The 23768-nt window shown below is 70.5% G+C and carries 19 protein-coding genes; 9 read left to right on the top strand and 10 right to left on the bottom strand.

Annotation, left to right across the window (positions count from 1 at the left end; genetic code table 11):
• Window positions 1-405: 405 nt before the first annotated feature.
• The gene (locus tag AB0D31_RS14930; protein ID WP_362722059.1) at window positions 406-1242 is read left to right on the top strand and encodes an HAD-IB family hydrolase; all 837 of its coding nucleotides are present in this window, start codon (window positions 406-408) and stop codon (window positions 1240-1242) included.
• A 509-nt stretch (window positions 1243-1751) separates the two neighbouring features.
• On the opposite strand, the gene AB0D31_RS14935 is transcribed toward AB0D31_RS14930, so the two are convergent.
• The gene (locus AB0D31_RS14935; RefSeq protein ID WP_362722061.1) at window positions 1752-2570 is read right to left on the bottom strand and encodes an oxidoreductase; all 819 of its coding nucleotides are present in this window, start codon (window positions 2568-2570) and stop codon (window positions 1752-1754) included.
• A 102-nt stretch (window positions 2571-2672) separates the two neighbouring features.
• Here AB0D31_RS14935 and AB0D31_RS14940 point away from each other — a divergent pair, with 102 nt between their 5' ends.
• On the top strand, window positions 2673-3671 hold the full coding sequence (locus tag AB0D31_RS14940; RefSeq protein WP_362722063.1) for an ATP-binding protein: 999 nt from the start codon (window positions 2673-2675) through the stop codon (window positions 3669-3671).
• Here AB0D31_RS14940 and AB0D31_RS14945 read toward each other — a convergent pair.
• A complete protein-coding gene (locus AB0D31_RS14945; protein WP_362722066.1) occupies window positions 3649-4950 on the bottom strand; it encodes a hypothetical protein in 1302 nt (433 codons plus the stop codon). The two genes, AB0D31_RS14940 and AB0D31_RS14945, sit on opposite strands and share 23 nt — an antisense overlap.
• A gap of 281 nt (window positions 4951-5231) precedes the next feature.
• Between AB0D31_RS14945 and AB0D31_RS14950 the strand changes: the two genes are divergently transcribed.
• The 6 genes from AB0D31_RS14950 to AB0D31_RS14975 all read left to right on the top strand — a co-directional run bounded on the left by AB0D31_RS14950 (window position 5232) and on the right by AB0D31_RS14975 (window position 13304).
• Window positions 5232-7550: a SulP family inorganic anion transporter gene (locus AB0D31_RS14950; RefSeq protein WP_362722069.1), complete on the top strand. Its 2319-nt coding sequence runs from the start codon at window positions 5232-5234 to the stop codon at window positions 7548-7550.
• Between the two features lie 195 nt (window positions 7551-7745).
• Window positions 7746-9701, top strand: coding sequence for an acetate--CoA ligase (gene acs / locus AB0D31_RS14955; RefSeq protein ID WP_362722072.1), 1956 nt, complete (start codon window positions 7746-7748; stop codon window positions 9699-9701).
• A 302-nt stretch (window positions 9702-10003) separates the two neighbouring features.
• Window positions 10004-11398 carry a Na+/H+ antiporter NhaA gene (gene nhaA, locus AB0D31_RS14960; protein ID WP_362722075.1) on the top strand — a complete coding sequence of 465 codons (1395 nt, stop codon included), beginning with the start codon at window positions 10004-10006 and terminating at the stop codon, window positions 11396-11398.
• 152 nt (window positions 11399-11550) lie between these two features.
• Window positions 11551-12027 carry a phage holin family protein gene (locus AB0D31_RS14965; RefSeq protein ID WP_362722078.1) on the top strand — a complete coding sequence of 159 codons (477 nt, stop codon included), beginning with the start codon at window positions 11551-11553 and terminating at the stop codon, window positions 12025-12027.
• On the top strand, window positions 12024-12971 hold the full coding sequence (locus AB0D31_RS14970; RefSeq protein WP_362722081.1) for an alpha/beta hydrolase: 948 nt from the start codon (window positions 12024-12026) through the stop codon (window positions 12969-12971). The genes AB0D31_RS14965 and AB0D31_RS14970 overlap by 4 nt, the downstream gene beginning before the upstream one ends.
• 135 nt (window positions 12972-13106) lie before the next feature.
• Complete coding sequence (locus AB0D31_RS14975) at window positions 13107-13304, top strand: hypothetical protein (RefSeq protein WP_362722084.1); 198 nt, start codon at window positions 13107-13109, stop codon at window positions 13302-13304.
• Between the two features lie 196 nt (window positions 13305-13500).
• Here AB0D31_RS14975 and AB0D31_RS14980 read toward each other — a convergent pair whose 3' ends face one another.
• The 4 genes from AB0D31_RS14980 to nth all read right to left on the bottom strand — a co-directional run bounded on the left by AB0D31_RS14980 (window position 13501) and on the right by nth (window position 18275).
• Entirely contained in the window at window positions 13501-14853 is a 1353-nt protein-coding gene (locus tag AB0D31_RS14980; protein WP_362722087.1) for a 6-phospho-beta-glucosidase, read from the bottom strand.
• Between the two features lie 27 nt (window positions 14854-14880).
• On the bottom strand, window positions 14881-16080 hold the full coding sequence (locus tag AB0D31_RS14985; protein ID WP_362722090.1) for a MarP family serine protease: 1200 nt from the start codon (window positions 16078-16080) through the stop codon (window positions 14881-14883).
• A gap of 13 nt (window positions 16081-16093) precedes the next feature.
• Complete coding sequence (locus AB0D31_RS14990) at window positions 16094-16750, bottom strand: CoA pyrophosphatase (protein WP_362722167.1); 657 nt, start codon at window positions 16748-16750, stop codon at window positions 16094-16096.
• 391 nt (window positions 16751-17141) lie between these two features.
• Window positions 17142-18275, bottom strand: a complete 1134-nt coding sequence (nth, locus tag AB0D31_RS14995; RefSeq protein WP_362722170.1) for an endonuclease III — start codon at window positions 18273-18275, stop codon at window positions 17142-17144.
• A gap of 917 nt (window positions 18276-19192) precedes the next feature.
• Here nth and AB0D31_RS15000 point away from each other — a divergent pair.
• Window positions 19193-19867 carry a Crp/Fnr family transcriptional regulator gene (locus tag AB0D31_RS15000; RefSeq protein WP_017947815.1) on the top strand — a complete coding sequence of 225 codons (675 nt, stop codon included), beginning with the start codon at window positions 19193-19195 and terminating at the stop codon, window positions 19865-19867.
• Window positions 19868-20374: 507 nt separating this feature from the next.
• Here AB0D31_RS15000 and AB0D31_RS15005 read toward each other — a convergent pair.
• From AB0D31_RS15005 to AB0D31_RS15020, 4 genes are all read right to left on the bottom strand, one after another.
• Window positions 20375-21205 (bottom strand): MBL fold metallo-hydrolase, encoded by an 831-nt coding sequence (locus AB0D31_RS15005; protein ID WP_362722092.1) that lies wholly within the window; start codon window positions 21203-21205, stop codon window positions 20375-20377.
• A 574-nt stretch (window positions 21206-21779) separates the two neighbouring features.
• A complete protein-coding gene (locus tag AB0D31_RS15010) occupies window positions 21780-22706 on the bottom strand; it encodes an NUDIX hydrolase (protein ID WP_362722095.1) in 927 nt (308 codons plus the stop codon).
• A gap of 159 nt (window positions 22707-22865) precedes the next feature.
• Window positions 22866-23336: a RidA family protein gene (locus tag AB0D31_RS15015; RefSeq protein WP_362722098.1), complete on the bottom strand. Its 471-nt coding sequence runs from the start codon at window positions 23334-23336 to the stop codon at window positions 22866-22868.
• Window positions 23333-23494, bottom strand: a complete 162-nt coding sequence (locus AB0D31_RS15020; RefSeq protein WP_010986011.1) for a DUF4177 domain-containing protein — start codon at window positions 23492-23494, stop codon at window positions 23333-23335. Before AB0D31_RS15020 ends, AB0D31_RS15015 begins: the two co-directional genes overlap by 4 nt.
• Between the last annotated feature and the right edge of the window lie 274 nt (window positions 23495-23768).

The following is a 23768-nucleotide window of genomic DNA, read 5'->3' on the forward strand; positions in this document are numbered from 1 at the left end:
CTTCGCGAACTGGAATCACGGTGGAGGGCGACCCGAAATAATGTGGATCTTGGTCGAAATCTGTGGACAACTATGCGCGTTGTGAATATCCCGTTCACCTATACCGGTGACTTCCGGAGCGCAGCGCAACCACTACACACAGTCACGAGTCATACGCATGCGACCGGCGCGCGAGGAAGGGCCATCGGATGGGGTGCGGCGAGGATCCAGGCTCAGAAACGCATCTGGACATGCGACGACCCCCGCCGGGGGGGAGAGCGGGGGTCGTCCCCACGGTCTGACTCGGGGGGGGAGGAGCCGGACCGGGTTAGCACGGTCGCGAACGATCCGTGACTTCCATGGTGTACCCGAGAGCCTTCTCAGGCAAACCCACGCGTCTCAGCTTACGCCGAATGGTGGGCGCCTATGCTCGGGCTCGTGGAAAACCACTCGCTGCCGCGTACCGCCGCCTTCTTCGACTTGGACAAGACAGTCATTGCCAAGTCGTCGACGCTGACCTTCAGCAAGTCCTTCTATCAAGGAGGACTGATCAACCGCCGCGCCGTGCTGCGCACTGCGTACGCGCAGTTCGTATTCCTCGCCGGTGGGGCCGACCACGATCAGATGGAGGGGATGCGCGAGTATCTGTCCGCCCTCTGCAAGGGCTGGAACGTCCAGCAGGTCAAGGAGATCGTCGCCGAGACCCTGCACGACCTGATCGACCCGATCATCTACGACGAGGCCGCCTCCCTCATCGAGGAGCACCACGCGGCCGGCCGTGACGTGGTCATCGTGTCGACCTCGGGCGCCGAGGTCGTCGAGCCGATCGGTGAACTGCTCGGCGCGGACCGGGTGGTGGCCACCCGGATGGTGGTCGGCGACGACGGCTGCTTCACGGGCGACGTGGAGTACTACGCCTATGGGCCGACGAAGGCCGAGGCCGTCAAGGACCTTGCCGCGTCCGAGGGGTACGACTTGGCGCGCTGCTACGCCTACAGCGACTCCGCGACCGACGTCCCGATGCTGGAGTCGGTCGGCCACCCCTACGCCGTCAATCCCGACCGCACCCTCCGCCGGGAAGCCACGGCGAGGGAATGGCCGATTCTCGTCTTCAACCGGCCGGTCAGCCTCAAACAACGGCTGCCCACACTCTCCATGCCACCCCGTTCCGCACTCCTCGCCGCCGCGGCGGTCGGCGCGGCCGCGGCCACCGCCGGCATCGTCTGGTACGCCGCCCGCAAGCGCGGCTCCGTCCCGGCCTGAGCGTCGACCCCGCCCGACGCCGGCCCGAGGACGTGAAGCACGCTATAGCGGCGTCCTAACGACGCATCTATAGACGGCTTCTGAAAACAACCGCCCGTTTCACCCCTATTTGAACCTAAAAGTAAAGAACTGGGGTGAGGGGTTTCGCTTCTCCTCGTACGGGAGTAGAAAGGACTCAACGGCCCGCGAGACCTGGGACATCCGAGAGGATCACCTTCTACGCATCAAGGCCCCACGGACCGCGCATGGACATCGAGCACCCACGCGACGTCGACCCGTCGATTACGGGCCAGCCGCACCAGGTGAACGGGCAGAGAATCCCGGCCTGATGGGCAACCTTCGAGGACGCTTGGTAACACGGTGAACATGCCAGCGGCGGTATCGGTCTCCGATACCGCCGCAACCCTGTTCCCGCCCGCAGCTCTGTTCCCGCACCGCGAAACGGCGTCCAGGCTCCACACACTCCGAGCACCCTCGAGTGCCGCCGAGCGCCGCCAGCGCCCGCGCGCCTACGCGGCGCCGCGCTGCAGCGCCTCGCACACGGCCGTCGACTCGCGCACCCCCAGCTCGACCGCCTTGCCGCAGTGGGTGATCCAGGCGGCCATCCCCTGCGGGGTGCCGGACACATAGCCGTCGAGGGCCGCCGCGTACGCCGCGCGACCCAGCTCCGCATGGCCCACCTCGGCCGGGCAGATCGCCTTCGGGTCCAGGCCGCTGCCGATCAGCACGATCCGCTCGGCGGTGCGCGCGACAAGGCCGTTGCAGGAGGCGAAGGGCCGCAGCGCGAGCAGTTCGCCGTGCACGATCGCTGCGGTCACCAGGGCGGGCGCCGAGCCGCCCGCGATGATCAGCCGGGAGAGCCCTTCGAGGCGGCCGGCGACCTCCTCGGCGTCCGGCAGCGGAAGTTCGATCAGCGGCTCGTCGACACTCTCGCCGCCCTGCCGCGGCCGGCCCACCGCGGCGCCCGCGTCCGCGGCCGCCACCAGGTGCAGCCGGGCGAGCACCCGCAGGGGCGACTGCCGCCAGATGGACAGGAGTTGGCCCGCCTCCGCGGTCAGCCGCAGCGCGGCCCCGACGGTACGGGCCTCGGACTCGGAGCCGAAGTCCGTGCGGCGCCGCACCTCCTCCAGCGCCCAGTCGGCACCGGACAGGGCCGCGCTGCCGCGAGCCCCGCGCAGCGCCGCCTCCGAGGTGATCTCGTTGCTGCGGCGCCGCATCACACGGTGCCCGTACACCCGGTCCACGGCCTTGCGCACACGGTCCACGGCGTCCGGGACACCCGGCAGTCCACCGAGGGCGACAAGGGGGTCAGCGGCGTTCGTACTCATAGGTAAGGAGGCTACGCGTTGGCAAGCCGCACCCCACCTTCGAGTGGTCTTCTTCACCCGGCTCGCATACTTCGCGTCACAATGCGATTACCGTTGGTGAACATGAAGATCGCTTTCGTGGGGAAGGGCGGCAGCGGCAAGACCACGCTGTCCTCGCTCTTCATCCGCCACCTCACCGCCAACGAGGCCGCCGTCGTCGCGGTCGACGCCGACATCAACCAGCACCTCGGGGCCGCGCTCGGGCTCGACGACGAGGAGGCCGCCGCGCTGCCCGCGATGGGCGCCCACCTCCCCCTCATCAAGGAGTACCTGCGCGGCACCAACCCGCGGATCACCTCCACCGAGACCATGATCAAGACGACCCCGCCCGGTCACGGCTCCCGGCTGCTGCGCGTGCGCGAGGCAAACCCGGTGTACGAGGCGTGCGCGCGCAGGGTCGGGCTCGACGACGGGGACATCCGTCTGATGGCGACAGGCCCGTTCACCGAGTCCGACCTCGGGGTGGCCTGCTACCACTCGAAGGTCGGCGCGGTCGAGCTGTGCCTGAACCACTTGGTGGACGGCGTGGACGAGTACGTAGTCGTCGACATGACGGCCGGCTCCGACTCGTTCGCCTCCGGCATGTTCACGCGGTTCGACATGACATTCCTGGTGGCCGAGCCGACCCGCAAGGGCGTCTCCGTGTATCGCCAGTACAAGGAGTACGCCCGGGACTACGGGGTCGCGCTCAAGGTCGTCGGCAACAAGGTGCAGGGCCAGGACGACGTGGACTTCCTGCGGGCCGAGGTGGGCGACGACCTGCTGGTCACGGTCGGGCACTCCGACTGGGTGCGCGCCATGGAGAAGGGCCGCCCGGCCCGATTCGAGCTCCTGGAGGCCGACAACCGGGTCGCTCTGCAGACGCTGCAGGACGCGGCGGACGACTCGTACGGAAACCGGGACTGGGAGCGCTACACGCAGCAGATGGTGCACTTCCACCTGAAGAACGCGGAGAGCTGGGGCAACGCGAAGACCGGGGCCGACCTGGCGGCGCAGGTGGACCCCGGTTTTGTGCTGAGCGAGCGGCTGATCGCCGAGGTCAGCGAGCCGCAGCCTGCTTGACGGCGGGCTGGGGCGCCGCGGGCCGCAGCGGGGCGACGGGCTTCGCCGGGGCCGCCGGCTGGGCGGTGGCCTCAAGCGCTGCCCAGCCGCCCTTCGGGGCCTCGCCCACCTTCAGCGAGTGGAACTTGGCGAGCACGGCCGGGTCCTGGGCGTCCAGCCAGTCGGCGAGCTGGCGGAACGAGACGCAGTGGACGTCGCGCTTGACGCACACCGTCCTGATGGTCTCCTCGACGGCCTTCATGTAGGCGCCGCCGTTCCACGACTCGAAGTGGTTGCCGACGATGAGCGGGGCGCGGTTGCCGTCGTAGGAGCGGTCGAAGGCCTGGAGAAGGCCGTCGCGCATCTGGTTGCCCCAGTATTCGTGCTGATCGGCGTCACCGGTCATCGCGTTGGACTGGTTCATGTAGAAGTTGTAGTCCATGGACAGGGTCTGGAACTCCCGGCCCGGGACCGGCACCAGCTGCATCGACAGGTCCCAGATGCCATTGGGGTACTTCTTCGGCCAGATCTGGTCGTTGACGCCGCTGGTGTCGTAGCGCCAGCCCAGTTCGCCCGCGGTCTTGACGAAGTTCTTCTGGCCTTCGAGACAGGGAGTGCGGGCGCCCACGAGCTCCTTGTCGTAGTCGAAGGGAAGCGGCGCCTCCGCCTTCAGGCCCGAGTTGGTCTTCCAGTTCTTGACGAACGACTTGGCCTGGGCGATCTCGCTCTTCCACTCCGGCACCGACCAGGTGCCGACGCCGCCGTCGGGCCCGCAGTAGTGGCCGTTGAAGTGGGTGCCGATCTCGTTGCCCTCCTTCCACGCCGCGCGGACCTGGGTGACGGTGTCCTTGATGCCCTTGAGGTCGTTGAAGCCGATGTCCGAGTGGCCCGGGGAGTGCTTGGGCGCGGTGTAGAGGTTGGCCTTCGCCTCCGGCAGCATGTACACGCCGCTCAGGAAGTACGTCATGGTCGCGTTGGACTCCTTGGCGACCTCCCGGAAGTGCGAGAAGAGCTTCTGGCTGTCCTCGCCCGCGCCGTCCCAGGAGAACACCACGAACTGGGGCGGCCGCTGACCCGGTTGCAGCTTCTGGGCCTTGAGCAGGTGCGGCTGGAGCCCGGTGTACGCGGTCGAGCCGTCCCCGATGAGATGGGGGGCGTTGTTGGGGGCGGCGGCGCCCTGGTGGCCGACGGGTGCCGGCTTGGCCGGGCCGGGGTTCGAGGAGCAGCCCGCGGCTCCGACGGCCAGCGCGGCGGCGATGACGCCGACAGCGATCCTCTTGGCGTGCGTGGCGGCGATCATCCGCCCACCTCTTCCTTGCGGTTCTGTGCGTTGAATGCCGTCACGGCGCCGCAAAAGTCGCACGCAGAGTGGGGCATACCGGCACGACAAGCCGAACGAAAAGCTGCCTATTCACCCTCCGGAGTGAATCGTTGCCCTATTTGCCGTAAATGAGAAGTAAGCGGCTTTACTTTGCATTACGATTCGTTTACCGAGAGTTGAGAATCCCGCCGCTGCACTGCCGTGACCCACGGCCGCGACCCACGTTCCGCGACCGCGCTGCCCCGGAGGAGACGGGAACCATGCCTGCTTGCGTACCCACTCGCGCCACCACCCCAGCTCACCCGCCCGGCCGCCGCGGGCCGCACGAGCCGCCGCCCGGCGGCGGGCCCCGCCGCCGCTTCCCCCGGATCCGCGGCGCCGACCTGTCGGCGTCGATCACCGTCTTCCTGCTCGCCGTCCCGATGTCACTCGGCCTCGCCGTCGCCATCGATGCCCCGCTGGAGGCCAGCCTCATCGCCGCCGGCATCGGCGGCATCGTCGCCGGACTGCTCGGCGGCTCGCCCCTGCTGGTCAGCGGCCCCTCCGCCGGACTGACCGTCGTGTCCGCCGAGTTGATCCAGACCTACGGTTGGCGTACCAGCTGCGCCATCACGGTCTGCGCGGGCCTGCTCCAGATCGCGCTGGGTGCGCTGAAGGCCGCGCGCTCAGCGCTCGCGGTCAGCCCCGCCATCGTGCACGGCACCCTCGCCGGCATCGGGGCCGCCATCGCACTGGCCCAGCTCCACATCGTCCTCGGCGGCTCCCCGCAGAGCTCCGCCGTGGCCAACGCACTCGCCCTGCCCGGCCAGTTCGCCCAGGTCGGGCCCGCGGCGCCGCTCATCGGCGCGCTGACCCTCGCCGTCCTCCTGCTGTGGCCCCGCATCCCCGGCCGCATCGGAAGGGCGCTGCGGCGCATCCCCGCCGCGCTCGCCTGCGTGGTGATCGCCACCGGCGTGGCCGCGTTCGCCGCCCCGGGGATCGCCCGCGTCGACCTGCCCTCCTGGGACGCTCACGTCCTGCCCGAAATGCCGCACGGCCCGGCGCTCGGGATCGTCACCGCGGTGTTGACCGTGACGCTGGTCGCGAGCCTTGAATCGCTGCTCTCCGCGGTCGCCGTCGACCGGCTGGGGGCCGAGCGCCCCGGCAGCACTGTGCCGCGCGCCGACCTCGACCGCGAACTGCGCGGCCAGGGCATCGCCAATGCGGTCTCCGGGATGCTCGGCGGCATGCCCGTCTCCGGCGGCGCGGTGCGCGGCAGCGCCAACGTCCGCGCGGGCGCGACCGGTCGGGCCTCCACGGTGCTGCACGGCGTGTGGGTGCTGCTCGCAGCCGGGCTGCTCGTCTCCGCACTGGAGTGGATTCCGCTGGCCGCGCTCGCCGCCCTCGTCATGATGGTCGGCATCCAGATGGTCAACTTCGCGCACATCCGCAACGTCCACAAACACCGCGAGTTCCTGGTTTATGTGGCGTCCATCGGCGGAGTGCTCGTCCTGGGCGTGCTGCAAGGAGTGGTCCTGGGAATCGCCGTCGCCGTCGCGGTCGCGCTGCACCGGCTGTCACGCACCCGCATCACGGCCCAGCAGGAGGCGGACGGCACCTATCTGGTGTGCGCCCGCGGGCAGTTGACGTTCCTCGCCGTGCCCCGGCTGACCCGGACGCTCGGCCAAGTCCCCCAAGGAGCAGAAACCATCGTGGAGTTGGACGGATCGTTCATGGATCACGCCGCCTTCGAGGCACTGCAGGGCTGGCAGGACGCACACCACGCGCGCGGCGGCACCGTACGGGTCACCACGCGCGCCGGCGGGAGGATCGCCGAGCCGGCCGGCGCGGCGCAGGCCTGCTGCCGCCCGTGGACCCCGTGGCGCAACCACCACTGCCACGACCAGCCACCGCAGCGCACCCACGGCCACCAACTGGCCAGCGGGCTCAGCTCGTTCCAGCGCAACACGGCGCCGCTGGTGCGCGAAGAGCTGGCCCGGCTCGCCCGTGAGGGGCAGCGCCCCCAGCAGCTCTTCATCACCTGCGCCGACTCACGCCTGGTCACCAGCATGATCACCTCAAGCGGCCCGGGTGACCTGTTCACCGTGCGCAACATCGGCAATCTGGTGCCGCCTCCGGGCGAGGAAGGCGGCGACGAGTCGGTGGCCGCGGCCATCGAGTACGCCGTCGACATCCTCCAGGTTCAGTCGATCACAGTCTGCGGCCACTCCGGCTGCGGCGCGATGACGGCGCTGCTCAACGGCAATCCGAGCGCGCCGATGACGCCGTTGCGCCGGTGGCTGCGGCACGGCGGGCCGAGCCTGGAACGGATGGCGAGCCGGAGCCACGCCTGGACCCGGATCGCGGGACGGCTGCCCGCGGACGCGGTGGAACAGCTCTGTGTGACCAATGTCGTGCAGCAGTTGGAGCACCTGCGCCGGCACGAGTCGGTGGCGCGCGCACTCGCCGCGGGCACCCTCGCACTGCACGGCATGTACTTCCACGTCGGCGAAGCGCAGGCCTATCTGCTCTCGGCCGACGACCACGAGGAGGTCTTCGAAGGCGTCGGCGTCAACCTGCTGGAGGACACGCCCGCCTGAACCCGGCTCGCACACCACGGCACCTGACGGCCTTCCCCACCAAGGGGGAGGCCGTTCGTGCGCCACGCCGATGACCAGCAAATCTTTACAGGTCTAAACCAATTTCTTGGAGACCCTTGTCACCCGGCTCTTGGCCTGATGAGCTATGGCCCGGGACCCATACGCACTGAGGACGCCCTGGGAAAGGGAGATGTCGTGAGCAACGAGAGCTTGGCCAATCTGCTGAAAGAGGAACGGCGCTTCACGCCGCCCTCCGAGCTGGCCGCGCATGCCAACGTGACGGCGGAGGCGTACCAGCGGGCCGATGCGGACAGGCTGGGCTTCTGGGCCGAGCAGGCCCGGCGCCTGACCTGGGCCACCGAGCCGACCGAAACCCTCGACTGGTCGAACCCGCCGTTCGCGAAGTGGTTCGCCGACGGCAAGCTCAACGTGGCGTACAACTGCGTCGACCGCCATGTCGAGGCCGGGAACGGCGACCGGGTCGCCATCCACTTCGAGGGCGAGCCCGGCGACAGCCGCTCCCTCACCTATGCCGAGCTCAAGGACGAGGTGTCAAGGGCCGCCAACGCCCTGACGGAGCTTGGCGTTCAGGCCGGCGACCGGGTCGCGGTGTATCTGCCGATGATCCCCGAGGCGGCCGTCGCCATGCTCGCCTGCGCCCGGATCGGCGCGGCCCACTCCGTGGTCTTCGGCGGCTTCTCGGCCGACGCGGTCGCCTCCCGCATCCAGGACGCCGACGCCAAGCTCGTCATCACCGCCGACGGCGGCTACCGACGCGGCAAGCCGTCCGCCCTGAAGCCCGCCATCGACGACGCCGTCGCCCGCTGTCCCCAGGTCGAGCATGTGCTCGTGGTCCGCCGCACCGGCCAGGACACCGCGTTCACCGAGGGCCGCGACGTGTGGTGGGACGACATCGTCGCCCGCCAGTCGGCGGAGCACACCCCTGCCGCGTTCGACGCCGAGCACCCGCTGTTCATCCTGTACACGTCCGGCACGACGGGAAAGCCCAAGGGCATCCTGCACACCTCCGGCGGCTACCTCACCCAGGCCGCGTACACCCACCACGCGGTGTTCGACCTGAAGCCGGAGAGCGACGTCTACTGGTGTACCGCCGACATCGGCTGGGTCACCGGACACTCGTACATCGTCTACGGGCCGCTCGCCAACGGCGCGACCCAGGTCATGTACGAGGGCACCCCCGACACCCCGCACCAGGGGCGGTTCTGGGAGATCGTGCAGAAGTACGGCGTCACCATCCTCTACACCGCGCCGACCGCGATCCGTACGTTCATGAAGTGGGGCGACGACATCCCCGCCAAGTTCGACCTGAGCAGTCTGCGGGTCCTGGGGTCGGTCGGTGAGCCGATCAACCCCGAGGCGTGGATGTGGTACCGCAAGCACATCGGCGCCGGCAAGTGCCCCATCGTGGACACCTGGTGGCAGACCGAGACCGGCGCGATGATGATCTCGCCGCTGCCCGGCGTCACCGCGACCAAGCCCGGCTCCGCCCAGCGCGCGCTGCCCGGCATCGCCGCGACCGTCGTCGACGACGAGGCCCACGAGGTACCGAACGGCGGGGGCGGCTACCTCGTCCTGACGGAGCCGTGGCCCTCCATGCTGCGCACCATCTGGGGTGACGACCAGCGCTTCATCGACACCTATTGGTCGCGCTTCGAGGGCAAGTACTTCGCGGGTGACGGCGCCAAGAAGGACGACGACGGCGACATCTGGCTCCTCGGACGCGTCGACGACGTCATGCTCGTCTCGGGCCACAACATCTCCACGACCGAGGTCGAGTCCGCCCTCGTCTCGCATCCCTCGGTCGCCGAGGCCGCCGTGGTGGGCGCCGCCGACGAGACGACCGGTCAGGCCATCGTGGCCTTCGTGATCCTGCGCGGCACCGCCACCGAGACCGAGACCCTGGTCGAGGAGTTGCGGGCGCACGTCGGCTCGGCGCTCGGCCCCATCGCCAAGCCCAAGCGCGTCCTGCCGGTGGCGGAGCTGCCCAAGACCCGCTCGGGCAAGATCATGCGCCGCCTGCTGCGCGACGTCGCCGAAAACCGCGAGCTGGGCGATGTCACGACGCTGACCGACTCCTCGGTCATGGCGCTCATCCAGACGAAGTTGCCGAGCGCCGCCAGCGAGGACTGAGCGCGGCGGCAACTGTTCCGAAGGGCCCGGCCGCACGAGTGCGTGTGCCGGGCCCTTCGCGCACCCCGCGCCCGGCACACGCACCCGTACGGCCGGGCCCCGTCGTAGGCCCATCCCGCGCCCGGCGCCCGGTATGCCCTTAAAGTGATGATCACCGGATCCACCCCGCCGCATGCACCGCTCCGTAAAGTTAGGTAAAGTAAGGAAAGCGTCAACGACGCGACAAGAAAGTCAGGTGCGCCGGGAAGTCTGGTCGGCAACGTGCTCAGTCATGCCCGCCGAACCGACCGGAGGTCGCCCTCGTGGCCACGCCCACCCCCAGCAAGCAGAAGTTCCTTGGCCGGCTCTCGCTCCCCGAGCGCACCTACATCGCCGAGGCCCTGCGCGCCGAGACCGTCGGCGGCGTGCTGCTTCTCGTGGCCGCGATCGCCGCCCTGATCTGGGCGAACACCCTGGGTTCGAGCTACGAGTCCGTCCGCGGTTTCCATCTGGGCATCAGCGCCCTCGGGCTCGACCTCTCCATTCAGCACTGGGCGGCCGACGGGCTGCTCGCGATCTTCTTCTTTGTCGCCGGTATCGAACTCAAACGTGAACTCGTCGCCGGCGAACTGCGCGACCCCAAGGCCGCCGCGCTGCCCGTGATCGCGGCCCTGTGCGGTATGGCCGTCCCCGCGCTCGTCTACGTGCTGGTCAACATCTTCGGCGACGGCTCTCTTGACGGCTGGGCCGTACCGACCGCTACAGACATCGCGTTCGCCCTCGCCGTGCTCGCGGTCATCGGCACCTCGCTGCCGTCGGCGCTCCGCGCCTTCCTGCTGACGCTCGCCGTCGTCGACGACCTCTTCGCGATCCTGATCATCGCCGTCTTCTTCACCAGCAGCATCAACTTCGCGGCCCTCGGCGGCGCCGTCGTCGGGCTCGCCCTCTTCTGGTGGCTGCTCAGGAAGGGCGTACGGGGCTGGTACATCTACATCCCGCTCGCCCTCGTCATCTGGGGGCTGATGTACAACAGCGGCGTCCACGCCACCATCGCCGGCGTCGCGATGGGCCTGATGCTCCGCTGCCACCGCACCGAGGGCGAGGACCACTCCCCGGGCGAGCACATCGAACACCTGGTGCGGCCCCTGTCCGCCGGGCTCGCGGTGCCGCTCTTCGCGCTCTTCTCGGCCGGCGTCGTCATCAGCGGCTCCACCCTCGCCGATGTCTTCACCCGGCCCGAGACGCTCGGCGTCGTCCTCGGCCTCATCGTCGGCAAGGCGGTCGGCATCTTCGGCGGCACCTGGCTCGCCGCCCGCTTCACCAAGGCCGAACTCAACGACGACCTCGCCTGGCCCGACGTCTTCGCCGTCGCCTCGCTCGCCGGCATCGGCTTCACGGTCTCGCTGCTCATCGGCGAGCTCGCCTTCGACGGCCAGGACCAGCTGGCCGACGAGATCAAGGCCGCCGTCCTGGTGGGCTCGCTGACCGCCGCCGTACTCTCCTCCATCCTGCTCAAACTGCGCGTCCGCAAGTACAAGCAGCTCGTCGACGACGAGGAGCGCGACGACGACCAGGACGGCATCCCCGACGTGTACGAGGCGGACAAACCGGAGTACCACCTGCGGATGGCCGCGATCTACGAGAACAAGGCGGCCGAGCACCGCAGACTGGCACAACTGGCGGGGGCGGAGCGCGACGACGCCGACCGTCCGGCATGATCTGACAACGGACCTGTTGGACCCGGACCGGGACCCGAACCCGGACCTGTTCGACCCGTTGAACATGGTGGGCCTGTTGAACATGGTGGGCCCGTTGAACGCGTTGGACCCGTTAGACCGTCGGTAACCGAGAAGAGATGAGGGAGTCAGCGATGAGCGACCCCAGCCACAACGCCGGCAGCGCCGAGCGCAGCCTCGGCCAGCTGGTCGCCTCCGCGACCGCCGAGATGTCCGCGCTGGTGCACGACGAGATCGCGCTGGCCAAGGCGGAGCTGCGGCAGGACGTCAAGCGCGGGGCGATCGGTGGCATCGCCATCAGTACCGCCGGTGTGCTCGCGCTGTTCTCGCTGCCGGTGCTGAGCTTCGCGGCGGCGTACGGCATCCACAATCTGGGCCTCGGGCTCGCCTGGTCGTTCCTCATCGTCGGCGGCGCGTTCCTGCTGCTCGCGGCCGTGCTCGGGCTGCTCGCCGTCACCAAGTTCAAGAAGGTCAAGCCGCCGGAGAAGTCCATCGCGTCGGCCAAGGCGACGGCCGCCACGCTCCAGGGCGTCAAGCCGCACCCACGCCCGGCCACCGTCGAGGTGACGGTCACGGACACCGGCGCCACTGTGGCACGCTCGTCTGCATGACCGCACCCGAGCCCGGCACCGGCAGCCCCGGCGGCACCGGCAGCCCTGTCCGCATCGATGGTCCCTGGACCCATAGGGACGTGGCTGCCAACGGGGCGCGCTTCCACATCGCCGAACTGGGCGACGGCCCCCTGGTGTTGCTGCTCCACGGCTTCCCGCAGTTCTGGTGGACCTGGCGCCATCAACTGACCGCGCTGGCCGACGCCGGCTACCGCGCGGTCGCGATGGACCTGCGCGGCGTGGGCGGCAGCGACCGCACCCCGCGCGGCTACGACCCGGCCAACCTCGCCCTCGACATCACGGGCGTCGTACGGTCCCTGGGCGAGCCCGACGCGGCGCTCGTCGGGCACGATCTGGGCGGCTATCTGGCGTGGACGGCGGCGGTGATGCGCCCCAAGGTGGTGCGCAGGCTCGTGGTGTCCTCGATGCCGCACCCGCGCCGCTGGCGTTCGGCGATGCTCGCCGACTACAAGCAGACTTCGGCCGGCTCCTACGTCTGGGGCTTCCAGCGGCCCTGGCTGCCGGAGCGTCAACTGGTCGCGGACGACGGCGCGTTGGTCGGCCGTCTCGTACGGGACTGGTCGGGGCCGCGCCAGCCCGAGGACGACGCCGTGGAGACGTACCGGCGCGCCATGTGCATCCCGTCCACGGCACACTGCTCGATCGAGCCGTACCGGTGGATGGTGCGCTCGATGGCCCGGCCCGATGGCATCCAGTTCAACCGGCGGATGAAGCGTCCGGTCCGGGTGCCGACGCTGCATCTGCACGGCTCGCTCGACCCGGTGATGCGCACCCGCAGCGCGGCGGGCTCGGGCGAGTACGTCGAAGCGCCCTACCGCTGGCGGCTCTTCGACGGGTTGGGCCACTTCCCGCACGAGGAGGACCCGGTGGCGTTCTCCACCGAACTCGTCAACTGGCTCAAGGACCCGGAACCGGACCGCTGACCTTCGGTGATGGCCCGTCAGTTTCCGGCCACCCAGGGAACGTTTGTCCTACGAACAGCCAATTGCCTGGCGCATAGGCCAATTGGCCGCCCGCGAGGCGGTTACCGACCATGGGGCCCGGGCAGACGTCGGGGTATGGGCTGGACGCACGACTACGGTGACGCAGCACGCAACCGCCGAACGGCCGCAGGGCCGGTCTCGTACGAGAGGGGCGGCCCGCAGGGGCGGGGGCTGCAACTCCCCTCCCGCGACTCCCGGGAGGTGGGCATTCCGCGCATTCTGCGCCGCCGGGCCCGCTGGGTCTCGGCCCGGCTACGACATGCGCGGACCTAGGCGGAGGCGGAGCGGCGGGGGCAGAGCCGCAGGGGCAGCCAGGCCGAAGCGGCCTGGACCGGCACAGGCTTGGGCCGACGCGGACTCGACCGGCATGGGCTTGCGCCGACGCGGACTCGACCGGCACGGGCTTGCGCCGACGCGGACTCGACCGGCACGGGCTTGCGCCGACGCGGCCTGGGCCGAAAGTGATGGCCTAGTCGACCCGAAGGTAGCCGAGTCCGGGGTGGACGCTCCGGTAGCCGTCCAGGAGCCTTCGGGCCACCTGGACGGAGTCGACCAGCGGATGCAGCGCGAACGCCTTCACCGCCGCCCGCGCCGACCCGCTCCCGGCGGCCTCCAGCACACTGCGCTCGACCGCCTTCACCGAGTTGACCAGGCCTGCCTCGTGGCCTGTCAGCTGGGAGACGGGCAGCGGGTGCGGGCCTTCCGCGTCGACCAGACACGGGATCTCGATGACGGCCCGCTCGTCGAGGGCGCGCAGCGCGTCGCCGTTGCGTACGTTCAGGACGAGCGTGGCCGCCTCGTCGCGCGCGATCGCCCGCATCAGGGAGAGCGCCACCTTCTCGTACCCGCCGGACTCCATGTCGTCGGCATGGCGTTCACCGGCCCCCGACACATCCCTGTTGGCCGCCATGTACGTGGCCTCGCGCTCGGCCCGGGTGCGGTCCCAGGCCGCCCACACCAAGGCGTCGGGCACCGTCTCCGCCGTGGCATAAAAACGTGCCTGCTGGTCCTTGAGGAAGGCGCCGCGCGTGCGCTCGGCCTGCCGGTAGGCGGCCACCGCCTCCCGGTTGAAGTAGTAGTAGTGCAGATACTCGTTGGGCACCGAACCGAGCGAACGCAGCCAGTCCGCGCCGAACAGCTTGCCCTCTTCGAACGAGGTCAGCAGCTCGTCGCCCCGCTCGAACAGCCGCGGCAGGACGTTCTTCTCGCCCTCATACAAACCATGCAGCCAGCCCAGGTGGTTGAGGCCCGCGTAGTCCAGGCGGACCGCGTCGGGGTCGGCGCCGACCGCGAGGGCGACCCGGCGGGCCAGGCCCACCGGCGAGTCGCAGATGCCGATGACGCGGTCGCCGAGGTGCTCGGCCATCGCCTCGGTGACCAGGCCCGCCGGATTGGTGAAGTTGATGACCCAGGCGTCGGGGGCGAGCGTCTTGACCCGGCGGGCGATCTCGACGGCGACCGGCACGGTGCGCAGCCCGTAGGCGATACCGCCCGCGCCGACCGTCTCCTGCCCGAGGACCCCTTCGGCGAGCGCGATCCGTTCGTCGGCGGCCCTGCCTTCGAGACCGCCGACGCGGATCGCGGAGAACACGAAGTCCGCGCCGCGCAGCGCCTCGTCGAGATCGGTGGTGGTACGGACACGGGGGGCGTCCTCGATCCCGTACGCCCGGTCGGCGAGCACCCGGCCGATGGCGTGCAGCCGGGCCGCGTCCAGGTCGTGGAGGACCACCTCGGTGACACGCCCGGGCGCGTGGTCGCGCAGCAGAGCGCCGTACACCAGCGGAACCCGGAAGCCGCCGCCGCCGAGGATCGTCAGTCGCATCGCAGCCTTCTCGTCAGGGGATCAGGGTCACAGGGCGCACTGTTCGCTGTCCACCTGCTGGTTGGCCGTGCGGCCCTGCTGGATGTCGGCCTGGACCTCGTCGGCCGTCAGCGCGTATCCAGTGTCCGGGTCATCGAGCGACTTGGCGAAGACCACGCCGTAAACCTTCCCGTCGGGGGTCAGCAGCGGGCCGCCGGAGTTGCCCGGGCGCACCGTGGTGAACAGCGAGTACACGTCACGGCGCACCGTGCCACGGCGGTAGATGTCCGGCCCCTTGGCGCTGATGCGGCCCCGGATCCGGGCGGCGCGGACGTCGTAGGGGTGGTCCTCGGGGAAACCTGCCACGATCGCGCTGTTGCCGGTGTGCGCATCGGTGGAGGTGAACTGGAGCGCGGGCGCCTTCAGATCGGGCACGTCGAGGACCGCGATGTCGCGACGCCAGTCGTAGAGCACGACCTTCGCGTCGTACGTACGTCCTGTGCCGCCGACCTGGATGGTCGGTTCGTCGACGCCGCCCACCACGTGCGCGTTGGTCATGACGTGCCGGTCGGCGAAGACGAAGCCGGTGCCTTCCAGTCGCTTGCCGCAACTCGGCGCCATGCCGACGACCTTGACGATCGACTTCTTGGCGGCGGCCGCGACCGGGCTGCCCGCGAGCTTCGGGTCGGGCGCCTGCACCTCGGTGATCGACTCGTTCGAGAACGGCGTGAAGACCTGCGGGAAGCCGTTCTGCGCGAGGACCGACGAGAAGTCGCTGAACCAGGTGGACGCCTGCTGGGGCATCACCTGGGACACGCCGAGCAGGATCTTGGAGTTGCGGACCTCCTTGCCCAGCGTGGGCAGGGCGGTCCCGGCGAGCGCGGAACCGATCAGCCATGCCACGAGCAGCATGGCCACGACGTTGACGAGGGCGCCGCCGGTCGCGTCCAGGGCGCGCGCGGGCGACCAAGTGATGTACCGGCGCAGTTTGTTGCCGAGGTGGGTGGTGAAAGCCTGACCGACGGAGGCGCAGACGATCACCACGACGACCGCGACGACGGCGGCCGTCGTCGAGACCTGGGACTCGTCGGTCAGCTGATCCCAGATGAGCGGGAGCAGGTACACGGCGATGAGACCACCGCCGAGGAACCCGATCACCGACAGGATGCCGACGACGAAGCCCTGGCGGTAGCCGACGATCGCGAACCATACGGCGGCGAGCAGCAACAGGATGTCCAGCACGTTCACGGGGCCCAGCCTGTCACGCGTGCCAGTCGAGCGGCACCCGCTTGGCTCGGTCCCACGGGCGCTCCCACCCCGCGAAGTGCACGATCCGGTCGATCACACCTGCCGTGAACCCCCACACCAGCGCCGATTCGACCAGGAATGCCGGGCCTGCGTGTCCTCGTGGGTGCACTGCGGTGGCGCGATTGGCGGGGTCCGTGAGATCCGCCACGGGCACCGTGAAGACCCGGGCCGTCTCACCGCTGTCGACGGCCCGCACCGGGGTGCGCTCACGCCACCAGCCGAGCACGGGTGTCACGACGAAGCCGCTCACCGGGATGTAGAGCCTGGGCAGCACGCCGAACAGCTGGACGCCGGCCGGGTCGAGCCCGGTCTCCTCTTCGGCCTCGCGCAGTGCGGCCCGCAGCGGGCCGGTGGTGGCCGGGTCACCGTCCTCGGGGTCGAGGGCGCCGCCCGGGAACGACGGCTGGCCGCCGTGCGAACGCAGCTGGCTCGCCCGCTCCATGAGGAGCAGCTCGGGCCCGCGCGGGCCGTCACCGAAGAGCACGAGCACGGCGGACTGCCGCCCGTCCCCGCTCTCCGGCGGCAGAAACCGGCTCATCTGCTCGGGCCGCACACCTTCGGCCGCCCGCGCGACGGGCTCCAGCCAATCGGGAAGGCCTTGGCTGGTCACGGTGGGGGTGGGGGTGTGCTGGGCACGGCTGTCGGGGCGGCTTTCGACACGGCTGTCGGCGCGGCTCTCGGCGCGGCTGTCGGCGCGGCTCTCGGCGCGGAAATGCCCCGAGCTTCCGACCCGGTCGCCGGGACCGTCGTCGCGGCCGTCGACGGCCGCATGGCCGCCTTGACGGCCCTCGGCGCCGCCGTGGGCGGTGTCCGCGCCGCCGTGGGCGGTGTCCGCGCCGCTGACTGTGCCGCCGATGCGGCCCAGCCCGCCCATGTCGCTCAGATCACCGTCGTACGTCTCGCTCATGTGCGCCATCTGCACCCCCGTCGTTCATCGTCCACAACGCCTGTGCCGGTCGCATTCGTTCCGGCCTGGGCCAGCGTCCGTCTTCCGAGTGACGTCACGCGCCTCCCAGCGGCGGCGCCGGCAGACCCGGATAGTCCGGCGGCGGGCTGAGCCGCTGCCCGGGGAAGCCGCCCTTCTCGTACTTCAGGAGCTTGCGCGCCTTCTCGGGATCGGTCTCGCCCTCCCCGTAGGACGGGCACAGCGGCGCGATCGGGCAGGCCCCGCAGGCGGGCTTGCGGGAGTGGCAGATGCGGCGGCCGTGGAACACGACGCGGTGCGAGAGCATCGTCCAGTCGCTCTTGGGGAAGATCGCGCAGATCTCCGCCTCGACCTTCACCGGGTCTTCCTGCTCGGTCCACTTGAAACGGCGCACCAGCCTGCCGAAGTGGGTGTCGACAGTGATCCCCGGAACACCAAAAGCGTTACCGAGGACGACATTTGCCGTCTTGCGCCCCACTCCGGGCAGCTTGACCAGATCCTCCAGTCGCCCCGGCACCTCACCGCCGAACTCGTCCCTGAGGGCGACGGCGATCCCCATGATCGACTTGGCCTTGGCCCGGAAGAACCCGGTCGGCCGGATGAGTGCCTCGACCTCCTCGGGATTGGCCGCCGCGAGATCCTCCGGAGTCGGGTACGCGGCGAACAGGCCCGGCGTGGTCTGGTTGACGCGGAGGTCGGTGGTCTGCGCGGACAGGACGGTCGCGAGGAGCAGCTCGTACGGGTTGCGGAAGTCCAGCTCGGGATGGGCGTACGGATAGACCTCGGCGAGTTCGCGATTGATCCGCCGGGCCCGCCGCACCATCGCGGCATGAGACTCGCCCTTACCCCCGACGGGCTGCCCGGCCCCCGGCTTGGCCTTGTCTGCAGCCGAGCCCTTGGTGGCGCCGGCCGAACGCTTCGATGGGGATTTAGTGGCGGCGCCGACCGCCCGCTTGGAGGCCGGGGCTTTGGTCGCGCCGACTGGGTTCTTGGAGGCAGCCGAGGCCTTGGTGGCACCGGCTGGTTTCTTGGAGGCGTCCGTCCCATTGGTGGTGCCGGCTGAGCTCTTGGAGGCAGCCGAGGCCTTAGTGGTGCCGACTGGGCTCTTGGAGACACCCGGAGCCTTGGAAGCGGGCGCCTTCTTGGTGGCGGCCGGGGTTTTGGAGACGGCCGAGGTCTTAGAGGTTGCCGCGCTCTTGGAGGCGTCCATCCCCTTGGTGGTGCCGGCTGAGCTCTTGGAGGCGGGGGCCTTCCCTGAGGCAGCCGCGCGCTTGCCGGCAGTCGGCGTCTTGGATGCGGGCGCCTCGGTCGGGGAGGCCGACCCCTTGGAGCCGGCTCGGCGCTTGGACGCCTCCGTGGGGCCGACGGCCTTGGTGCTGCCCCGCGCGGCTGTGTTGGCCTCGGGGGCGCCTTCGCCCTCGGACGTGCTCTGAGACTTGGGCACAGTGTTGTCCTTGCTTCCTTCGCCGGCCGTGGGTTCATCGTCGGGGGCGGGTCCTCGCCCGGTCGTCACGGGCTTCGCCATAGGGGACCTCGCTGGATTCGCCGCAGGGGACTTCGCGGGCTCCATCACAGGGGACCTCGCGGGGTTCGCGGCCAAGTCGCCGGGAGCTTCGCCGTAGGCGTCACCCTGAGCGTCGCCGTGCACCCACTCCGGTCGGCGCCGCCGCCCCAAGCCCTGGCCCGGGCATCGGCATATACGGCGCCACCGGTACCGACGTCGCCACCATCACCGTCACCGCCACTGGCCCCTGCACGGTCCTGCACCAGCACCGCGTCCGCCCGCCCTGCCGAGGGGGCGGCCCCGGCACCCGGCGTGGCTCTCTGCACGGCACCTTTCGCGGCCCCTTTCGCCCTGGACGCGGGCTGTTCGCCCACAGCTGAATCGTTCTCTGCGGACACTCCTTCAGCCCCCCTGGCCTGCGCTCTCACCGGCGAATTGGACACTCGGCCAGCCTAAAGCCCGACACCGACATCCGCCCCGAGCACAGCGAATCAGCGCCCCAATCGGCCCCCTGACTCACGGTCCGGCACTCCAGTACGTCATCCTGTGATTGATCGCACTGTTTATACCGTCCGGCAAAATGGGGAGCTGGATCCCCTGAAACCGGTCACAAGGAGAGATTCGTGGACGACGTTCTGCGGCGCGCCCCGCTCTTCGCGGCGCTCGATGACGAGCAGGCCGCGGAGCTGCGCGCCTCGATGAGTGAGGTGACGCTCGCCCGCGGCGACGCCCTCTTCCACGAGGGCGACCCGGGTGACCGCCTGTACGTGGTCACCGAGGGCAAGGTAAAGCTGCACCGCACCTCGCCCGATGGCCGCGAGAACATGCTCGCGGTCCTCGGTCCGGGCGAGCTCATCGGTGAGCTCTCGCTCTTCGACCCGGGCCCGCGCACCGCGACCGCAACCGCGCTGACCGAGGTCAAACTGCTCGGCCTGGGCCACGGCGACCTTCAGCCCTGGCTGAACGCCCGCCCCGAGGTGGCCACGGCCCTGCTGCGCGCCGTTGCCCGCCGCCTGCGCAAGACCAACGACCAGATGTCCGACCTGGTCTTCTCCGACGTACCGGGCCGTGTTGCCCGCGCGCTCCTCGACCTGTCGCGCCGGTTCGGCGTCCAGTCCGAAGAGGGCATCCATGTCGTGCACGACCTGACGCAGGAAGAGCTGGCTCAGCTGGTCGGCGCCTCCCGCGAGACGGTCAACAAGGCGCTCGCCGACTTCGCCCAGCGCGGCTGGCTGCGCCTGGAGGCCCGCGCGGTCATCCTGCTGGACGTGGAGCGCCTGGCGAAGCGCTCCCGCTGACCCGTCCGCGTCAGCTGCCGTTCGTACGCTGAGGGGCCGGTCCCGTTTTCGGGACCGGCCCCTCACGCGTAGCCGGAGCGGGGACCGGTGGCCGCACACGCAGGCGACCGCGTGACCGGCAGGCACGCAGGCGAACACACGCGACCGCGTAACTGCGTATCCGCGCGACCGCCAGACACCCGGCCGGCGGCAAAACCCGCCCACCCTCCGGACCCGCGCGGTACGCACGGCGGCCCCCGGAAAAGGCGGAAAAAATTCTCGTGCCGCCCGGGAACCCGCTCGCGGGCCGGTCCGTTCTCACGATGTACACCGAAAGATCTCGGACCGTGAACCGCCGCCGCACCACCCACACCTCACGGTCCATGGCGCCAAGGCGCCGCGCCCGTACGAGAGTTGAGAGCCTCGCCGCCCAACTCTCCTCTACCGGGCGCCCCTTCCCGCCGCACGGAACCCAGGCCAGGGCCCGGCCGGACCGGCGGCACCACAGCCACCGGCCAAGCCCACGGCTCAGATAAGGCCGTGCTCGCGCAGGTACTCGAGCTGCGCGAGCACCGAAAGCTCGGCGGCAGGCCACAGCGAGCGGTCGACGTCCGCGTAGACCAGGGCCACCACATCGGCCGCCGTGAGGTGACCGTTCTCCACCGCAGTCTCCACCTGGGCCAGCCGGTGGGCTCGGTGGGCCAGATAGAACTCGACGGCGCCCTGCGCGTCGTCGAGCACCGGACCGTGCCCCGGCAACACCGTGTGCACACCGTCATCGACAGTCAACGAACGCAACCTGCGAAGGGAGTCCAGATAGTCACCCAGACGTCCGTCGGGATGGGCGACGACGGTCGTACCGCGCCCCAGGACCGTGTCGCCCGTCAGGACGGCCCGGTCGGCGGGCAGATGGAAACAGAGTGAGTCCGCCGTGTGGCCCGGGGTGGGCACCACCCTCAACTCCAGGCCGCCCGTGGTGATGACATCGCCTGCTGCGAGGCCCTCGTCCCCCAGGCGCAGGGCCGGGTCCAGGGCGCGCACGGGGGTACGGGTCAGCTCCGCGAAGCGGGCCGCGCCCTCGGCGTGGTCGGGGTGGCCGTGGGTGAGAAGGGTGAGCGCCACGCGCTTGCCGGCCTTCTCGGCCGTCGCGATGACATGGCCGAGGTGGCCGTCGTCGAGGGGCCCGGGGTCGATGACGACGGCCAGGTCGGAGTCGGGCTCGGCGACGATCCAGGTGTTGGTGCCGTCCAGGGTCATCGCGGAGGCGTTGGGCGCGAGGACGTTGATCGCCCGGTCGGTGGCAGGGCCCGAAAGGACCCCGCCGCGCGGCTGCCCGGGAAGGGCGGCGGCGTCACTCATACGGCACCTCCGAGGGGCGGCGGGGTCAGCGGATCAGTGGCTACCTGGGCAAGCCTGGCCGAGGCGGGCAGCGAACGGCGAGCGCGTCTCAGGTTCCGGCCCAGCATGTGGACGTCCCGAGCGAAGCCACGCCTCGGAAAGGCGGCCCATGCGGAGCCGACCCCGGAGGGACGCTCAAGCACGAGGCCGATCCGTGCGAGACCGGACCACGCGCGACCGACCCGTGCGAAGCCGAACTCCGCACGCCCGAACCGTGCGAAGCCAGACCCCGCGAGGCCGACCTCCGCGCGCCCGAACCGTGCGAAGCCAGACCCCGCGAGGCCGACCTCCGCGCGACCGACCCGTGCGCAGCCAGACCCCGCGAGGCCGACCTCCGCGCGCCCGAACCGTGCGAAGCCAGACCCCGCGAGGCCGACCTCCGCGCGACCGACCCGTGCGAAGCCGAACCCCGCGAGGCCGGCCTCCGCACGACCCGACCCCCCGAGACCGGACCCCACACAGCGGCCAGGCGCAGGGGCGCCCAGGGTGGCCGGAGAACCGGCCGGAGAACCGGCCGGGGTGGCGGCGGGGGCCATCAGGGACGGCCTCCCGCCGGGATGTGTTTGGTGAACTCGTCGTGGCCCGGCCAGCTCAGGACGAGTTCACCGGTGCCGGTCAGGCGGGCCTGGGCGAGCACGGGTTGGAGATCGCGTCCGGCCGCGGCCACGAGGGCCTCGGCGGCGGTGGCGTACGGAAGGAGGTCACGCAGGGTGGAGATGGTCGGCGGCATCATCAGGAGCTCGCCCTTGTCGTAGCCGGCGGCGGCCTCGGCGGGACGGATCCAGACGGTCCGGTCGGCCTCGGTGGAGGCGTTCCGGGTGACCTGGCCTTCGGGCAGCAGGGCGACGAAGAACCAGGTGTCGTACCGGCGGGGCTCGAACTCGGGGGTGATCCAGCGTGCCCAGGCGCCCAAGAGGTCTGAGCGGAGCACCAGCCCGCGCCGGTCCAGGAACTCGGCGAAGCTGAGGCCACGGGTGACCAGCGCCTGGCGGTCGGCCTCCCAGTCGTCGCCGGTGGTGTCGCCGACGACGGTGGTGGCGTCGGGACCGGCGAGGAGAACGCCCGCCTCCTCGTAGGTCTCGCGGACCGCGGCACAGACGATGGCCTGGGCGGACGCGGGGTCCGTGCCGAGCCGTGCGGCCCAGGTGTCGCGGGACGGGCCGGCCCAGCCCAGCTGCGCGTCCTCGGCGTCGCGTGGGTCCACGCCGCCGCCGGGGTAGGCGTAGGCGCCGCCGGCGAAGGCCATGGAGGTACGTCTGCGCAGCATGTGCACGGAGGGGCCGGGGCGGCCGCCGGAGCCGGACTGGAGGCCGGAGTCGGGCCCGGTGTCCGTGCCGGTCGCGCCGTCCTGGAGCAGCATCACGGTCGCGGCCCGCCGCGGCTCGACCGCGATGAGCTCACCTGCGGCTAGGGCACGGATGCGGTCCGGCCACTCCGGCGGATACCACTGACCATTGGGCATGGGCGGATGCTACGGGGTGGCGTGCGGATGTTCGAGGGGGTGCGTGTGGATGACACCTCAGGTCCCCCCGTAAAACCGTCGAAGACCGGCCCCGGGAGGCCGGCCTTCGGCGAGCCGACAAGCCCATCACGAGCCGTCGACCGGCCCGTTATGAGCTCGTCATGAGCCTTCGACGAGTTCCACCTGGATCTCGACCTCGACCGGGGCGTCCAGAGGCAGGACCGCTACGCCCACCGCGCTGCGGGCGTGGATGCCCTTGTCGCCGAGGACGGCGCCGAGGAGTTCGCTGGCGCCGTTGATGACACCGGGCTGGCCGGTGAAGTCGGGGGCGGAGGCCACGAAGCCGACGACCTTCACGACGCGCGCGATGCGGTCCAGGTCGCCCACGACGGACTTGACCGCGGCGAGCGCGTTGAGGGCGCAGGTGGCGGCCAGTTCCTTGGCCTCCTCCGCGGTGACCTCGCCGCCGACCTTCCCGATGACGGGCAGCTTGCCCTCCACCATGGGGAGCTGGCCGGCGGTGTACACGTACACACCGGAGCGCACGGCGGGCTGGTACGCGGCGAGCGGCGGGACGACCGACGGAAGGGTCAGGCCGAGTTCGGCCAGCTTGGCTTCGACGGCGCTCATGCCTGCCTCTCCCGCTTCAGGTAGGCCACGAGCTGCTCGGGGTTGTTCGGCCCGGGGACGACCTGGACCAGCTCCCAGCCGTCCTCGCCCCAGGTGTCCAGAATCTGCTTGGTCGCGTGCACGAGAAGGGGCACGGTCGCGTATTCCCACTTGGTCATGGGCCCGACTGTAGCCGCTGGCAGACGGCCCCTCGTGCGCGCGCCGTACGAGGACGGTTCCCGCGGCCCCGCCTCCGCTCCCCTCCCGCGGCCCCGCGGGACCGACGTACGGCGGCCGCTCGCCATACTGCGGGCCGCACCGGATTGCCGCACGCGGGCCACGCGGGGTTGCGCACGTGAACCACGCCGGGTCGCCGTGCGGCGGCACGCGGGGTTGCCGTGCATGGGTCGCATTACGCGGACCACATGCGTACACCGCGGGCGGACTGGTTAG

This window comes from Streptomyces sp. NPDC048361 (assembly GCF_040651795.1).
Lineage (GTDB): Bacteria > Actinomycetota > Actinomycetes > Streptomycetales > Streptomycetaceae > Streptomyces.

Coding starts and splice junctions, on each gene's coding strand:
- AB0D31_RS14965 (WP_362722078.1), top strand. CDS start 11,551: ATGAGCGACCCCAGCCACAACGCCGGCAGCGCCGAGCGCAGCCTCGGC.
- nth (WP_362722170.1), bottom strand. CDS start 18,275: ATGGACGCCTCCAAGAGCGCGGCAACCTCTAAGACCTCGGCCGTCTCC.
- AB0D31_RS14950 (WP_362722069.1), top strand. CDS start 5,232: ATGCCTGCTTGCGTACCCACTCGCGCCACCACCCCAGCTCACCCGCCC.
- AB0D31_RS15015 (WP_362722098.1), bottom strand. CDS start 23,336: ATGAGCGCCGTCGAAGCCAAGCTGGCCGAACTCGGCCTGACCCTTCCG.
- AB0D31_RS14935 (WP_362722061.1), bottom strand. CDS start 2,570: ATGAGTACGAACGCCGCTGACCCCCTTGTCGCCCTCGGTGGACTGCCG.
- AB0D31_RS14945 (WP_362722066.1), bottom strand. CDS start 4,950: ATGATCGCCGCCACGCACGCCAAGAGGATCGCTGTCGGCGTCATCGCC.
- AB0D31_RS14970 (WP_362722081.1), top strand. CDS start 12,024: ATGACCGCACCCGAGCCCGGCACCGGCAGCCCCGGCGGCACCGGCAGC.
- AB0D31_RS15005 (WP_362722092.1), bottom strand. CDS start 21,205: ATGAGTGACGCCGCCGCCCTTCCCGGGCAGCCGCGCGGCGGGGTCCTT.
- AB0D31_RS14980 (WP_362722087.1), bottom strand. CDS start 14,853: ATGCGACTGACGATCCTCGGCGGCGGCGGCTTCCGGGTTCCGCTGGTG.
- AB0D31_RS14940 (WP_362722063.1), top strand. CDS start 2,673: ATGAAGATCGCTTTCGTGGGGAAGGGCGGCAGCGGCAAGACCACGCTG.
- AB0D31_RS15020 (WP_010986011.1), bottom strand. CDS start 23,494: ATGACCAAGTGGGAATACGCGACCGTGCCCCTTCTCGTGCACGCGACC.
- AB0D31_RS14975 (WP_362722084.1), top strand. CDS start 13,107: ATGGGCTGGACGCACGACTACGGTGACGCAGCACGCAACCGCCGAACG.
- AB0D31_RS15010 (WP_362722095.1), bottom strand. CDS start 22,706: ATGCCCAATGGTCAGTGGTATCCGCCGGAGTGGCCGGACCGCATCCGT.
- AB0D31_RS14930 (WP_362722059.1), top strand. CDS start 406: ATGCTCGGGCTCGTGGAAAACCACTCGCTGCCGCGTACCGCCGCCTTC.